9 protein-coding genes are annotated in these 16,221 nt (G+C 35.8%); 3 read left to right on the plus strand and 6 right to left on the minus strand.

Going from position 1 to position 16,221, the window contains the following annotated elements; genetic code table 11:
- Positions 1 to 24 precede the first annotated feature (24 nt).
- The 6 genes from KO521_RS03035 to KO521_RS03060 all read right to left on the minus strand — a co-directional run bounded on the left by KO521_RS03035 (position 25) and on the right by KO521_RS03060 (position 9,800).
- Positions 25 to 765, minus strand: a complete 741-nt coding sequence (locus tag KO521_RS03035; RefSeq protein ID WP_215938421.1) for a tyrosine-protein phosphatase — start codon at positions 763 to 765, stop codon at positions 25 to 27.
- 199 nt (positions 766 to 964) lie between these two features.
- Positions 965 to 3,196, minus strand: a complete 2,232-nt coding sequence (locus KO521_RS03040) for a TonB-dependent receptor (RefSeq protein ID WP_215938422.1) — start codon at positions 3,194 to 3,196, stop codon at positions 965 to 967.
- A gap of 100 nt (positions 3,197 to 3,296) precedes the next feature.
- Positions 3,297 to 3,788, minus strand: coding sequence for a hypothetical protein (locus KO521_RS03045; RefSeq protein WP_215938423.1), 492 nt, complete (start codon positions 3,786 to 3,788; stop codon positions 3,297 to 3,299).
- Between the two features lie 35 nt (positions 3,789 to 3,823).
- Positions 3,824 to 7,969 carry a non-ribosomal peptide synthetase gene (locus KO521_RS03050; protein ID WP_215938424.1) on the minus strand — a complete coding sequence of 1,382 codons (4,146 nt, stop codon included), beginning with the start codon at positions 7,967 to 7,969 and terminating at the stop codon, positions 3,824 to 3,826.
- Positions 7,970 to 7,971: 2 nt separating this feature from the next.
- Entirely contained in the window at positions 7,972 to 8,226 is a 255-nt protein-coding gene (locus KO521_RS03055) for a hypothetical protein (protein ID WP_215938425.1), read from the minus strand.
- Positions 8,223 to 9,800: an amino acid adenylation domain-containing protein gene (locus KO521_RS03060; protein ID WP_215938426.1), complete on the minus strand. Its 1,578-nt coding sequence runs from the start codon at positions 9,798 to 9,800 to the stop codon at positions 8,223 to 8,225. The genes KO521_RS03055 and KO521_RS03060 overlap by 4 nt, the downstream gene beginning before the upstream one ends.
- Positions 9,801 to 10,157: 357 nt before the next feature.
- Between KO521_RS03060 and KO521_RS03065 the strand changes: the two genes are divergently transcribed.
- The 3 genes from KO521_RS03065 to KO521_RS03075 are packed head-to-tail and all read left to right on the plus strand — an operon-like array spanning position 10,158 to position 16,185.
- Entirely contained in the window at positions 10,158 to 11,417 is a 1,260-nt protein-coding gene (locus KO521_RS03065; protein ID WP_215938427.1) for a HupE/UreJ family protein, read from the plus strand.
- 21 nt (positions 11,418 to 11,438) lie between these two features.
- On the plus strand, positions 11,439 to 15,464 hold the full coding sequence (locus tag KO521_RS03070) for a non-ribosomal peptide synthetase (RefSeq protein WP_215938428.1): 4,026 nt from the start codon (positions 11,439 to 11,441) through the stop codon (positions 15,462 to 15,464).
- A 10-nt stretch (positions 15,465 to 15,474) separates the two neighbouring features.
- On the plus strand, positions 15,475 to 16,185 hold the full coding sequence (locus tag KO521_RS03075) for a 4'-phosphopantetheinyl transferase family protein (protein ID WP_215938429.1): 711 nt from the start codon (positions 15,475 to 15,477) through the stop codon (positions 16,183 to 16,185).
- Positions 16,186 to 16,221 lie beyond the last annotated feature (36 nt).

Below are 16,221 nucleotides of genomic sequence, written 5' to 3' on the forward strand. Positions count from 1 at the left end.
CGGCATTTTTTTTATTTATATCTTTTAGTAAAATGTCTGTATAGTATTGTTAATCAGAGGTAAAAGTTGCTCTATGGTTTTTTTAGAAAGGGTCATTTTTTTTAGTGCATTAAGCTGAGTCATATTATGCACGTCAGAAGCTACAAAGTCTATTAAACCACTCTCTAGAAGCTCCACGGCCATTTTTGGCACTTCTTTTCCGTAGTATTCACTTAGGGACAACAAATTCATTTGAAACTGTATGCCATTTTCTTTGTATTGATAATATCTTTTTTTTCTGTGATGTAAAAAACCATATCGTTCTGGATGTGCTAAAATGGGAAAAAATCGTTTAGAAGCTGTTTTGATAATAGCATCTTCAAAATTTATGGGCGGCTGTAAATAAGACATTTCCACTAATAAATAGTCTTTTTTCAAAGGCATAACACTTTCGTTATCCAATAAATATTCAAAATTATCATCAATCATATGCTCTGCAGAAGCTTCTACGGAAACATCTTTTAATCCATTTTTAATAAGTGCATTTTTTAATTCATTTAATGCAGTTTCTATAGTCTCTTTTGTATTTGGGTAGTAATTGGACATAATATGCGGGGTAGCAATAAAATGTTTAACTCCAAATTCAGAGAAAGCCTGAATCAGAGCAACAGATTCGTCTACTGTTTTAGCGCCATCATCAATGCCTGGTAATATATGGTTATGGACATCAATAAACCCATCAAGGTAATCGACCAGAAATTTTTTCTTATTGAAAAAGTGAAACATTTAGGTAGGTTTCGTTTATAACTAAAGAAGTATAACGGACAATGCCGGTATTTATGATACTTTGTTTTGTACGCTACAAAGATAAGTTACAACTTAAACAAACAAAACCAATTGGAGATTTTTGCTTTAAACCGAAAATAAAAAAGCGACAATATGATGAATTTTTCATATCGTCGCTATAGTCAAGTGATGTTAACTCTTAAAAATTAACAGATACTTTTCCTCTTAAATAAAACGGGATACCAGGTGTAAAGTGAATCTCTTCAGTAGGTTGCGCTTCATTGAACAATCTACTTTCAGTAGCAAATTGGGTTTCATTCCACTCCGTATCAAATAGGTTTTCAACTATTATACCTAAAGTCCAGTTCTTTATAGAATAGTTTAGGTTTAAATCGGTTACAAAGTAACCTTCAGCTACAATTGAGTTGTCTTCATTTGCAGGTCTGTCTTTTACATATTTGTAATTAATTCCACCAGAGAAATTCTTGACACCTATAAAAGATAGTCCGGCAGAAGATGTTAAATCTGGTGCGAGTGGAATTAAATCTGCTCCATCGGGCTCTTCAGTGCTTCTAGCGTAGGTGTAGTTAATATCTCCGTTGGCATATAACCAATCGTTAATTTGGTAACGCATACCAAAATCTACTCCAAGTCTTTTGGTTTTACCACTGGGCTCTACAATACCCGCATCGCCAACATAAACGAACTCTTGATCCAAGAACAAGGTCCAGAATGCAGCATTGACAACCAATTTATCTGTTGGTCTAATTATGGTTCCTAAATCCGCTCCATAAGCTAATGGTAAGATTTCCTCACCATTATTGGCTGTTACAACTCTAGTATCGTTTGAATGATAACCAATACCGGATTTTGCAAAAAGCTGTATGTCCGGTGTTGCAGCATAAATAACATTAAGCTTTGGGCCTAAAAATAATTTATTTTCACTTTTACTATCATAAGTCTCGGTTAGATTGTCAACATAATCAAACTTAAAATAATCCAATCGCAACCCTGCATTTAATGTCCACTTGTTTTTCTTGTACGTAACGTCAAAAAAGCCGTATGCATTTAATTCATCTACATCTCCGTAGGCGAGGCGTTCTAATAATTCTTGTCTATTTTTTGTACGGGATAACTGAACATCGTTAACATCATCATATCTAAATCCAATTCCAGATTCATATTTAAACTGAGAATCATGGTCGCCAATGTGGACTGAATGCTCATAACTAGTTTCTGCCCCAATAATAGTTCGGTCTTCGTATTGCCTAATCTGGTCTCCATTTATAGGATCTTCCAAGAAAAATGTAAAATTCGAAAAGAGCTCAAAATCATATTTGGTCAAGTAAGCTTTTGATTTCACTTTAGAATGCTCATTCAACTGTTTTGTGTGATTAAGAAGAATGTTGCTTCTACTTGTGTTTCCTCCTTCTGTATCATCAATGGCTCCGAACCGGCTTATTAAACCTGCATCAATAGCACGCTGTGGCACTTGCCCTGATGCGTCCCACTTACTTTGAAAGTGAGAGAGTGTAATACTTAAATCTTGGTCTTCGCGATTATTAAAAGTATATCTCCCCATAATGTTGATTCGATTAAAATTCTGAGAGGATTCAAATGGACCATCGGTTAAAACCAATTCTGAGGCTAAATAGGCATTGCTAAAGTCACTTTCTGCAACTTTAAACATACCTAACGTACGAATGGTGTTGAATTGACCAACTTCCGCTGAAATCAAATTTTTATCGAGCTTTCGCTTCGTTTTAAGATCAATATAACCTGCGGTATTAAAATTACCTTTGTTCGCGTAATACGGACCTTTGCCAAAATCAATATTATCAATGGTTTCAGGAATAATAAAGTGCATGTCCGAGTATCCTTGCCCATGGGCGTGAGAAACCATGTTTACAGGAAGTCCGTCTACATTGATTGCTAAATCCGTTCCGTGGTCAATATCAAACCCTCTTAAAAAAATCTGTTCCGCTTTTCCTCCTCCTGCATGCTGGCCAATAATAAGACCGGGAACCTTTCGTAAAATTTCTTGTGAAGATTTCACAGGATTTGCCTTAACATCTACGTTAACAAAGTTGCTTAAAGCATTTACTTTGGAGACTAGTACTACCTGGTCTAGAGATACGGCAGACTCATTAAGGACAACATTTATCTTGCCGTCCAAAAGGTTTTCAGAAATTGTAATCTGATGGTTTTTATACCCCAAACTATAAAAATAGATGATATCCCCAATTGAAATATCATCAAGTTCAAAATAACCGGATACGTTGGTGTATGTATATCCGCCAGTTGTTTTATTGTAGACGCCAACGCCTTCTAAAGCAATTTGGTCTTCGTTGGTAACTGTACCGCTTAAATCATGAGCTTGTACGCCCATGCAAAAAGCTAACAGTACTATATAAGTAATGTAGTTTTTCATCTTAGAAATATTAATAGTAATTTGAGCATACGAATGCATTTGCCACAAAAGCATAACTGTAAACGTTTGGTGCTAAGTCACTAATTGAAAATGTAGGTATTTAACCTTTTACGGAAATGGGGGAGTTGTCTTTCCGGGGAGGTTCTTCTAAGATGGAAATATAGCCTAGAATTAGGCTGTTTTTAACCGATTTAAAGTTTTGAGAAAGTACATCATAAACTACGAAGGAAACGTTAGCATAGGTAGTAGTAAGATGCTTATCAAATTTAAAGTCCGTTAATACTTTATCTTGCGATGAATTATCGGTATCGGAGTTGTTAAAAATAGCATCTATTATTTTAATGAACTTGTGTTCATGGGCGGTATTTAAACTTAGATGTTCATGGGCAGTATGTACTTTATTCTTTTCGAAAATGGAGCTATGCCCTACAACTGTATCCGGCATCTCTAAAACGTGAGAAACCTCATGAAACAAGGTATTTAACTGTTGATGCAAGGGGTTAAAAATGTAACATACGGCAATTATTAAAGCCAGATACTTAATAAGCCCTGGTTTAATAGAATTACGATTATGTTGTTTCTTTTGTTGCATACGGTTCTACTTACGAAAACAATCCATTGAAGGTTTTATTTTTCTAAAAGAGATGTTAATGTTTTTTCAATATAATTGGAATATTTTGCAATAGTAGGCATTTCAAATATCTTATTTAAGGGAAAACTATATTCTATTTCTTCGTTAATACGGGCGGTAACTCGTATTGCTGCAAGTGAATGTCCTCCAAGCGAAATAAAATCGTCGTGAACCCCAATTTTATTCAACTTTAGAACCTCTGCCCATATTTTTTCTACGAGTCCTTCAATTTCGTTTCTAGGTGCTGTATACGAAGTACTCATAGCTAATTGAGCCGATGAAATGGCCTTCAAACCTTTCTTGTCTACTTTTCCGTTTTTTGTGAGTGGTATTTCATCTACATGTTTAAATACCGATGGAATCATGTAAGAGGGGATTTTCTTTGCTAAGAAATTTTGAATATCGTTTATGGCTATATCTTTATTGCCTGCAAAGTAAGCAACTAATTTTGAGTTACTGTCCCACTCCGGATGAAGTGGTGTGTACCCAATTTCATCCATAATGCGCAATACTTCTTTCTCGTCAATTACCTCGTTGATTTCCTCAAGGCTCTCATCTCTTGTTTTGTGGCCCAACCGCACATCCCAACTATAGGGGAAAGAGTAGTTACTATAGCCCATATCTTTTTTATGTACATAAATACCTACTTGGTTTATAAGACAGTTGGTAGATCTTCCTGTGTCCGTAGGTCTTCTCCAGTCTGCCTTGTCTTTAAGGTATACTAACATTTCCTCTAGGCTAACATCACTAAACCTATAAAAATCCACAAACTCAACTTTTTCAAAAACACTTTCATCTTCAAAAATAGAAACGTCTAGAAGTCTTTTTACAGCATCAGATTCTTTATGATATAATTTTCTTGCTTCTAGGATAGTGTCGTCTATTTTGGTGGTATCTAGGTCATCATCCCAGAAGAGCTCTTCGGTAAGTCGAGTTTCAAAAAATTGTCCTCTGCTTAGACCGGTAACGATAAACGGAATTTTCTTTTCAAGAGCTATTTTAGTACTTAGCGTATAAATAGTTTTAAAACAGCCATTACAAACATTATGGTGTTGCTTTAAGCTATCTACGAATATTTCGTTCATATGAGGGGTTTTCCCATAAACATGGTCTACACCAAGCTTTTTTACAATACGGTCTACATTACCTTTTGCTTGTTCTGATATATAACCGTTATCCATAGTAAAAGCCAAAACTTTTAAGCCCATATTTACTAGTCTTGCTAAAACATAAGTACTATCTTTTCCGCCACTTAATAATGAAATACAGTCGTAAGAAGCATTTTGGTTCCTTTTGGATGATAAAAGGGCTACCAATTGTTCATCGTTCTTGAAATAGCGTTCTGCTTTTTCTTTATAAGTTTCAAACGCTGTGCACAGATGGCATACACCATTCTCATCAAAATCTGCTTTTGGATAGTTGGAAGGTAAACCACATTTGGTACAGTTAACAATTTCGTTTTCTGGAACCGTTTTATTAGAATCAATTAAAACTACGGCACAGTTTTCGATATCTGGATATTCGGTGAGGTTGTTTTCTATCTCAGCTAATTCAATTCGGTGACCTCTTAATTTTACCTGCTCATCCTTTCTGCCTATATACTCAAAATCTCCGGCCTTGTTAATTCTAGCCAAATCTCCCGTACGATATAATCTTATGTCATCCGCAAATGAGTTTTCAATAAACTTCTCCTTAGTAAGCTTAGGGTCATTTATATAGCCATCTGAAAGTCCTATACCACTCAAATAGAGCTCTCCAATAACCCCTTTCGGAACTTTGTTGTTGTAATCATCTAAGATATAAGCGGACATATTTTTAATTGGTAATCCTATAGGTACGGTAGATTTTATATGAATAGCTTCATTGTACTCCGTAACAATACAACCAACTGTGGCCTCGGTAGGGCCATATTCATTGAATATTCTTAGCCCGGAAGAAAATGCTTCTTTTACTGTTTTGCTAAGATTAACTTTCAACTCTTCCCCTCCTACAATTATAGTCCGGATGTAAGATGTCTTAAGATTTTTGCCTTTAAAAAGCGTTAAGTGAGATGGTGTCAACTTAATGCAATTCACCATATTATCATCAATAACTTGCAGTAAGCTTACATCTGGGCCATTTGTAGTTTCCCTATAGATATTCATTCTACCCCCGCTTATTAATGGTAATAGGGTAGTGGTAATTGTTAAATCAAAACCAATTGATGTGAATAAAGGGAAAATCGACTTCTCGTTAGTGCCATAATATTCCTTAGCCCAAAAAATGTAATTAGATAACGATTTATGTGAAATACGGACGCCTTTAGGTTTTCCCGTACTTCCTGAGGTGTAAAGTATGTAAGCCAAGCTATCTGGTTGTTGTTGTATCCCTAAATCTATAGTTGGCTGTTCCTCGATTACACTTTTTTCCTTTTGAATATCCAAAACTCCGATATCTGGAAGGTTTACTTTTGAAATAAGATCTTTTTGACTTAATAAAAGAACACTTCCTGAATTGGATATCACGTACTTTATGCGCTCGGCCGGTTGGTCTGATGCAATAGGAACAAAAGCCGCACCTGTTTTTAATACTGCCAATACACTTACGATATAATCAGAGCTTCTGTAAAAGTGGAGTGTTACTTTACTATTCTCATTGATACCTTTAGCTTTAAGATAATGAGCAAGCTGATTGGACTTTTTGTTTAGTAAGTTATATGTAAGTAATTCATTTCCATAATGTAAAGCAACCGAGTTGGGCTTTCTATCTTTGCAATCATGAAAACCTTTTAAAACTGACTGAAACGAAGGGACAGTTTTTTTTGTTCCTTGCTGCTTTTCCGCTGGCAATGTATTAGAAATTAAACTGGGCTTTTGAATTGGTTGTTCGTAATTCTGTAAGAAGGCATCCAAAAGATTTTGGAAATGAACTGGCATTTCTTCAGCTAATGTTTGGGAAAAAGTATGGGAATTGGTGTCAAAAGCTATTTTGAATTCTCCGCTTTTGTTCATGTCATAAACATGTGTGCGTAAATCATGGTTACTATCCATATGATCAGAATGTAACCATGCTGTATGAGTCGGAAATTCGTTGAAATCTGGAAATTCCGCATGGATATAATTTAAAATAGTATTGAAACTACTGTTCGATTGAGTGGTAGAACTACCCGGACCGGAGTTACGCAAATAGGTGTTGGTCTCTATCTTAACTCGATTAAAAAGACTAATGAAAGTATCTTCCTCATCAATTTCAATCACTAATGGTAATACTTCTATAAAAAGTCCTACTGTTTTTTGAAAAACCCTAGATGGTCTATTATGTGCAGGCGCTCCAACAGCTAATGTTTTTTGACCACTTACTCTGTAGATATATGTAAAATATAAAGTGAGGAATATATTGAAGAGAGTTAAATCTTCTGTCCATCCTTTAAATTCATTACGCTTAGCAATTTCTCTTAGTTGTTGGGATCGTTTGACTCCCAGATTTAAAGTTGTTCTAATTGCCGCCGTCGTATTATTAAGAGCTTCACCATATAATTTAGGTTTTTCCAGAATGTTATTTGTTTTCTCCTTCCAATAGTTTTGTTGGATTATATCTTTCTCCTCACTTTTTTGACTTTGCTCAAGTTGTATGTAATCTTGAAATGACGGGAAATTTCCAGGAATTGAAAAAGTACCTGAGATTTCATTCTGATAAAAGGAGTTCATCCTATTATAAAGAATAACATTGGATATGGCATCGGTTACTAAATGATGCAACTTTAAAAACCAAACATATGTATTAGGTGCGGTTTTTAGAAGAACAATATCAAACACTTGTTTGGAAATATTTATAAGCAACAAAGTGCGTTCATGGAGCCAATCTTTTAATTCTTCATCTTTGCTGTTATGAGTAAAATCAATGAATTCTAAAGAAAAATCTATCGTATCAACAAGGTGTTGACTTGGAATGCCCTGTTCTTCTGAAAAGACAGTTCTAAGGGCATCTGTTGAGTCAATCACTTTTTGAAATGATTTTTCAAATATGATTTTATCAATAGGTCCATTTATAGCAAAAGTATATACCACGTTATGAAGCGGGACATCCGGGTGCAAGCGCTGACCGGCCCAAAGGGCAGATTGACTTTTTGTAAGGGGCAGATATGTATTCTTTTGAACTCCCATTTTTATACTTGCTTCTCTTCTGAATTTTGCTTGCTCGCTATAAATTTTAAAATATGGTCAACGGTCATAAAATTGTTTATTATCATTTCTTCTGGAGCTACTTTTATTTGAGCTTCGGTTTCAATAAATAGAACTAATTGAATCATTCCAATAGAATCTACAAGCCCACTTTCCAAAAGATTTTCATATATATCTAATTCATCAATAGACTCTGTGGCCAAATTGGCTTTTATGTAGTTTAGAATCTTTTTTTTCATAGGTGGTGTTCTTCCAGTAGTTTGCCTAATTCTTTCCGGCTTATTTTACCTGAGCTGGTTCTAGGTAAATCTGCCATAACCTCAATAGTCTTAGGTATTGCATAGTAGGGAAGCTGTACTTTACAGAATTCCATTAGATGGGTAAGTATTATTGAAGCGTCTTTGCCAGGCTTAATAACTGCTGCTAGTTGTTGTGTTTCTTCATCTTTCCCCAAAACTAGTACGGCTACTTCCTCTACATCAGCGTACTTTAATAGGGTAAGTTCAATTTCGTCTAATTCTACGCGATAGCCTCTAAGCTTAATCTGTCTGTCATTTCTCCCTAAAAACAGCAAATCTCCATTACAGTTAAGTTGGGTTAAATCTCCAGTTTTATAATAAACATGATCATAGCCATCCGCAACCGTCACTCTATGAAAAGATTGTTCTGTAAGTGCTTTGTTATTCCAATAGCCCTGCATCATTGTTGCGGACCGTATAGCTAATTGTCCTGTTTCTCCCGGTAGAACATCATTATTATGGTCATCCAGTATTTTATATTCGGTATTGTTCCAAACGTTTCCAATGGGTATGGGTTTATCATTTATGGGAGGTTCGGGTACATGGTAATAGGTACACAAAATAAGCTCGGCAGGACCGTATAAATTACTAAATCTTGCATGAGGCCACTGCTTCATTAAAGCCCTTAAATGTTTGGTGATGAAAACCTCCCCAGCAAAAAGAACCCATCTAAGTGAGCTAAAATCGTTTTTGCCTAATGTACCGCTGTTCAAAAGTTGTATTAACATTAGGGGCACTGAATACCAAACTGTGATTTTTTCTTTTGCAATAAGAGCGCTAAGGCTAGCGGGCATTTTTAAATGGGCATCAGGAATAATTACCGTTGTTGCACCTATTAAAGGGGCTACAAAATATCCAAAAGTAGAGGGGTCGAAATGTAAAGGTGCCGGATTTCCAAATACATCATCTGAATTGAAATCATATGTGCTTGACGCAATCTTGGACAAACTTAGGGCGCTATAATGGGTATGCATAATACCTTTTGGCTTACCCGTAGATCCAGAAGTATATAAAATAAATGCCAAATCTTGTTCTAAAATGGGGGGAGGCACGAAGTCACCTACCCGTGTAGAAAAAATATCATTCCAAGAAACCGACGGGATAGTGCTTTTAATAGTGTCTCCAATTATTATGTTTAAAGAGCTTTGTTCTTTCAGTAGCTGGTTTACCTTTCTCCTTTTAGTTGTTGTGGTAATCAAACATGTAATTTCACAATCTTTGATAATACTAATCGTCTTGACCACCGGTGCCGATGTGTCAAGAGGAACATAGGCCGCTCCTGACTTTAATATTCCATAAACTGCAATACAAGTTTCAAGGCAACGGTTCATAAAAACACCAATACGATCTCCCTTTTTAATGCCGATAGATACTAAGTGAAAAGCTAGTTGGTTACTTTTCTCAAATAGCTCGCCATATGATATAGATTCTTCCAAATAGCGAAAAGCTTCACGGTCAGGTGATAGCCTTGCTACATTATCTATGAGTTGAGGAAGATTATAAGTTGATTTCAAATGAATGGTTTAGTTGATAACATACCACAAACCACAAGTATTTCGGTTGGCCCGAAACCTTCGTATTCATAGCATTGCTAATATATATGATGAAAATGAGCTAATCAAGTAAAAATGCAATCCAATAACAGATTTATAGGTCAGTCATCGAAAATTTGATAATATTTACAATGCTTGATTGAAAATAATGAATTTTAAGTCCTTGTAGATTGCTGTATTTATGACAAGAACAAATTTGGTTTTAGTTTGATATTGTTCCCATTTGTAATGTTAAAATAGTCAATTACGAAGCTCTTTTATACAGGAGAACGAATAAATAAAGTCAACTTTAAAATAATTTTCTATCTTCAACGCGCTATGAAAAAATTAATACTTTCACTTATTTTCGGTCTTTTTCTTTTGGCCCCATTAGTCACCTTTGGTCATCAGCCAAAGCAAAGTTTAATTTACCTCAGAATTTATGAGGAGGCGGGCATAGAAGGACGTTTTGAGGTTAATGCAAATGAACTCATTCATGTTTTTGGATTGGATGTAGGGCTTCATCCAAGTATAGAACAGGTTAGGCCTTATCAAGATAAAATTCAGGCTTATTTGTTGAAAAATGCAAAATTTTCTTCTGAATTGGGCTCTTATAAGATTGTTTTTACTGGGGAAATTACCAAATTGAATTTGAACTACGGAGATTTCATTAACTTCCATTTCCGTCTAGAAAATTCTAAAAACCTTCCGGACAGCCTTACCTTGGATTATAATGCCTTTTTTAATGAGGACCCCACCCATATGTGTCTCGTTGCTATGGAGTATAATTGGAAAGCGGGTCTTATAAATAACGAACATATTGTAGCTTTATATCTTTCGGAAGGAGAAAGAAACGGTACTTTCTCTATTAAGGAAACGTCTCTATGGAAGGGTTTTGTAGCTATGGTGCAGCAAGGAATATGGCATATCTGGATTGGAATGGACCACATTCTGTTTCTGGTAGCTTTAATTCTACCATCAGTGGTTAGAAGGCGTAAAAAAAATCAGGTTACAGGAGGTTTCGTCGAAAAAAGTAAATATAGTTTGTGGGGTTGGGAACCGGTTAAAAAGTTTAGGCCTGCTTTCATGTACATTCTTAAAATCGTCACTTTTTTTACCATTGCCCATACCATTACCCTAAGTCTGGCATCTTTGGAGATAATAAATCTTCCTTCTAGGGTTGTAGAATCTATAATAGCCTTTTCTGTAGGTCTTGCGGCTTACCATAATATTAGACCAATATTTAAAGGCGAGGATTGGGTAATTGCGTTTGTTTTTGGCCTTTTTCATGGTTTTGGTTTTGCTAGTGTTTTAGGAGATTTGGGTTTTAGGGGTGAGTATCTATCATTATCATTAGTAGGTTTTAATGTGGGCGTAGAAATTGGTCAGGTTGTTATTATTGCGGCTATATTTCCGATTTTGTATTTCATAAGGAATAATAGGTTGTACCCAAAGCTAATGGTATGGCTTTCCGTTCTTTTAATAATTATCTCGTCATATTGGCTTATAGAAAGAGCTTTTGATATTGACTTACCATTGGATGAAATGATCAATAGTAATATACTATATCCTATTGCACATTTTGTTGGTTTAAAGTAACTAACTCACAAAATTTAGTACTTGAAAGAAAACACGAAAAATAGTTCGCTGTTAAGCCGATGGAAAAATCGAGAGACTAAGGAATCTACCTCACTACAGATACCTAAGGCGCCTATTGATGCTAACATTCCGTTATCATACGGACAACAGCGTATTTGGTTTTTACAGCAGTTATATAGGGATAATCCTTTTTATAATTACTCGGAAGCAATCACCTTTGGGGGAGAGTTGGATATTGAAATATTAAAGGAAAGTCTTGATTATATTTTTCAGCAAAATCAAGTGCTAAGTACGTACTATCCCACTGTGCATGGGATGCCCGTTATTAAGGTTGATAAAGCCATACCTGTACTTAAAGTGTATGATCTTAGCAATTTTACTGAAATAGAGGCAAAGAAAGAGGCTGAAGTTTTAATGAAAAAACAATCTTCATTACCTTTTAATTTGTCTAAGCCCGGTTTGGTACGCGTATCATTATTCAAATATTCGAAAAGTAGACATATTCTTTTCTTTACAATGCACCATATTGTAATAGATGAATGGTCCATTGACATATTGAAACAACAAATAGCGGAAGCTTATTTAAAATTGCTCGCAGGTGAGCCATTAGTGCCTTCTCTTAAAGCCTTGCAGTATTCTGATTTTGCACATTGGGAACGAAACACTCCATTAGATGCTGAGCAGCTTCGTTATTGGAAGAAAGAACTATCTGGGGACATTCCTATTTTAAACCTACAAACGGATGCTTCCAGACCGGCAAGACCAGCTTTTAAAGGGAAACAACAAGCATTGCAGTTAGATTCAAATTTCTCGGCAAGTGTACTCAGTGCCTCAAAACAAATGGCTACTACTCCGTTTGTTTTTCTGCTCACTACGTACTATGTGTTTTTACATAAATATACGGGGCAATCAGATATTTTGGTAGGAACGCCTATTACAAATCGCGCTACGCAATCACTGGAGAAGGTGCTCGGTTTTTTCATAAATACGGTGGTGTTAAGAAATGCAATTAAGGATGATACTTCTTTTTCTGAATTGATTCTAGAAGTTAAAAAGAATACACTTTCTGCTTTTTCTAATAAAGATGTTCCTTTTGATACTCTTGTAAAGGAATTAAAAGTAGAACGATCATTAGCTGTAAGTCCGTTTTTTCAAGTGATGTTTCTATATCACTCATCTACTGCAACACCTTCATTTGGAGAGAATTTAAAATTGATAGACGAGACTGAGTTTGATACAGAAGTTTCTAAGTTCGATTTAACCCTGTCCATCTCTGAATCAAATGGAGCTTTGTCATTGGCTTTTGAATATGACACGGATTTATTTGAATCCGATACCATTACGCGTTTCTTAGAGCATTACAAAATGTTGTTGAAGGGAATAATTCATAATCCAAAGGAAACGGTTGCCGGTCTTCCCATGATGACTTCCAAAGAAGAAAAGATATTGTTTCCAAAGAAAGCTGTAAATAATAATCGCTTTGCATCTTATAATGGGATTCATCATATAATAGCAGATGTAGCGGAAACATTTCCACAGAACAAAGCATTGACATTTAAAGATCAGGTAATTACTTATGAGGAATTGGATGCGCGTGCCAATAAAATTGCCTTTGTAATTCTTCAAAAAACAAAGAAGCATAATGAAGTCGTAATGCTTTGCATAGATAGGTCAATAGAAATGATGGTAGCGTTGTTGGCCATCTTAAAAGCAGGTTGTGCCTATTTACCCATGGATCCAACATACCCCATGGAAAGGTTAAATTATATTTTAGAAGATGCGAGCTGTAATATCGTTGTTACTCATAGCAATTTGGTTGATGTTTTCAATGAAACAAATAAGACTGTCATCTTAAGTGATAAAGTAGTTGCTACTAAATGGGAAAACGTAAGTCTACCTAATGTTGAGGAGGATGATTTGGCGTATGTTATCTACACTTCGGGCAGTACAGGGAAGCCAAAGGGAGTGCCTATAACTCATAAAAATATTATTAATTCAACGGCAGGAAGATTGGACTTCTATCCTAAGAATCCTAGTGCGTTCTTGTTACTCTCCTCTATTTCATTTGATAGTTCAAAAGCAGGAATATATTGGACGCTGTGCTCGGGAGGGAATCTTATAGTTACTGAGAATAGGGTTGAACAGGATATTACTAAAATAGAGGATATAGTTCAGTCGCATAAGGTGAGTCATACGCTTATGCTCCCTTCTTTATATACGGTTATTCTGGAGCATGGTAATGCGTCCAGGTTAATGAGTCTCAATACGGTAATAGTAGCAGGAGAAGCTTGTAGTAATAATCTAAGAGAACTACATTTTAAAAATCTACCAATGGCATGTCTGTATAATGAATACGGGCCAACGGAGGCTACAGTTTGGTGCATTGCACACCAAGTAGAAATGAGCGATACTTCTGAAGTTGTTCCTATTGGCAAAGCTGTTGCCAATGCAGAAATATATCTTCTTAACTCATCTAAAGGCGCAGTTCCTTTTGGGGCGGTTGGAGAAATTTATATTGGAGGGCCTGGAGTTTCAAAAGGATACATAGGTAAGGAAAAACTTACGAAAAAGGTGTTTTTAGATAACCCGTTTTGGATTGGTTCCAATGATAAGATATATAAAACGGGGGATTTAGGCAGGTACCGAAATGACGGAACTATTGAGTTTTTGGGAAGAGCGGACCACCAAGTAAAAGTGCGCGGCTTTCGTATAGAATTAGATGAGGTTGAAAAAGTTATAGCAGAGCAGAACCCGGTAATTGCAGCTGTGGCCTTGGTTGAAAACAGTAAGCGCTTAATAACTTATGTAAGAGCTGTTGAAAAAGTTGTTGTTGAGGATTTAAAACGTGTTTTGAAAACCAAATTACCAGAATACATGGTGCCCGCTACAATTATTCAAGTAGATGAGTTTCCGCTATTGCCCAATGGTAAGGTAGATAAAGTAAGTTTATTGCAAGTAAAGCCAAAAGAGAAGCAAAGAGTTACGATAGTAGAGCAGCCTTCTTCAGAATTGGAAAAGAAAATGACAAATATTTGGAAAGAAGTCTTGGATTTACCTGCTGTTGGTCTGCACGAGAACTTTTTTGATATTGGGGGAGATTCTATATTGAGTATACAGGTGATATCAAAAGCAAAGGCAGTTAATATAAAATTGTCTCCCAATCAATTATTCGAGAATCAGACAATTTCAGAGCTTACACGTCATATTCAATCCATAGAAATAAAGGAGACTAAGGTTATTGATAAAACAGAATTCAAACACCTCGTTCCCATTCGCCCCAATGGCGCAAAGCCTCCTTTGTTTTGTTTGCATTCCGGAGGAACGCACTTTTTTTATTATAACCAGTTTGCAAATCATTTAAAAGAAGATAGGCCTATATATGCGCTTCAAGCCTCAGGACATGAAGATGAGCTTGTTTTACATAGGAGTGTCAATGAAATGGCAGTCAGCTTTGTTAGGGAAATTAAAAAAGTACAACCGCATGGGCCATATCATTTTATTGCCTATTGCTATAATACGGCAATAGGTATGGAGGTGGTAAGATTATTGGACGAAACTGCGGACAAAGCAAATCTTATCGTAGCGGATACCATGGCCAGTTATCTTAGTTTGTTTGCGGCATCTAGAACCAAAGTGCGGACAGCTGCTTTTTTTGAACGGTTTAAGAAGAAGCCGGTTTATACTTTGAAACGCTTAATTAAGTCAAAACTAGTCTATCCCCTTAAAGAAAAATATAAAACCTTTGCCAGTAGCGGAAGTCAAAAATTGATTAGAATCCTTCATGAAAATCATATTAAAATTTATGAAAAGTATGATTGGAAGCCTATTAGAAGCGATATTCGTTTGCTTTTGACTGAAAAGCCAGGTACCGATTTTAATGGTAAGGTAATTAATTCCTGGAATAAAATGACAACTAAAGATGTGGTGATTGTTCCTGTAGAAGGGCATCATGATAAGCTTTTTGAAGATTTAAAAATGGTGCGTAAAACCGCTATTGCTGTAGATTCTTGTATGACGGAGTTTGAAACTAGTCAGGAAAAAGGTTAATTCATCCCCTATGAAATTAACCGGAAACGACGCACATGTCTGGAGTTTTAAAGTGAGTGATTTTGATGATATTAGCACTTATTTAAAATTGCTATCTCTTGATGAACAAGAAAGGGTAACTCGGTTTAAATTTGAAAAAAATAGAAAAACCTACATTTTAGCGAGAGGGCTGTTAAGAGTCTTGTCTGGACGCTATTTGAACGTTTCGCCAGAAAATATCAGGTTTAAGTATAATGATTACGGAAAACCGGACTATAACCTAGAAACGTCAATTAAGTTTAATGTATCTCATTCGGGAGAACTTATTGTTTTAGCCTTTGTGAAAAATCGTGCGGTTGGTATAGATGTTGAAAAAATCAAAACTGATTTTGACGCATTGAAACTAGCAGAAAATTTTTTCTCGTTTAAGGAAATAGAGATGTTAAATGATGTGCCCAAAAATGATGTATACAAGGCCTTCTATTGTTGCTGGACCAGAAAAGAATCTTTTATCAAGGCAAAGGGTATTGGTCTTTCTTTTCCATTAGCTTCGTTTACAGTTTCTTTGAAGGATGAAAATGCGGAATTGTTACGTACGGATTGGAGTCCTCAAGAAAAGAACAAATGGAAGCTGTTTTCTTTTGGACTGCAGAATGACTATGTGGGTGCTATTACGGTCTCAACGGGAATTCGATCCGTATTGTACTTCAATCTCGAGGCTTTTCTAACAAAAATGAGTTAGAAATTCACCCTGCGATTAGTGCGAGGACTATTTCTG

It is taken from the genome of Zobellia uliginosa (assembly GCF_018860745.1).
GTDB classification, from domain to species: domain Bacteria; phylum Bacteroidota; class Bacteroidia; order Flavobacteriales; family Flavobacteriaceae; genus Zobellia; species Zobellia uliginosa_B.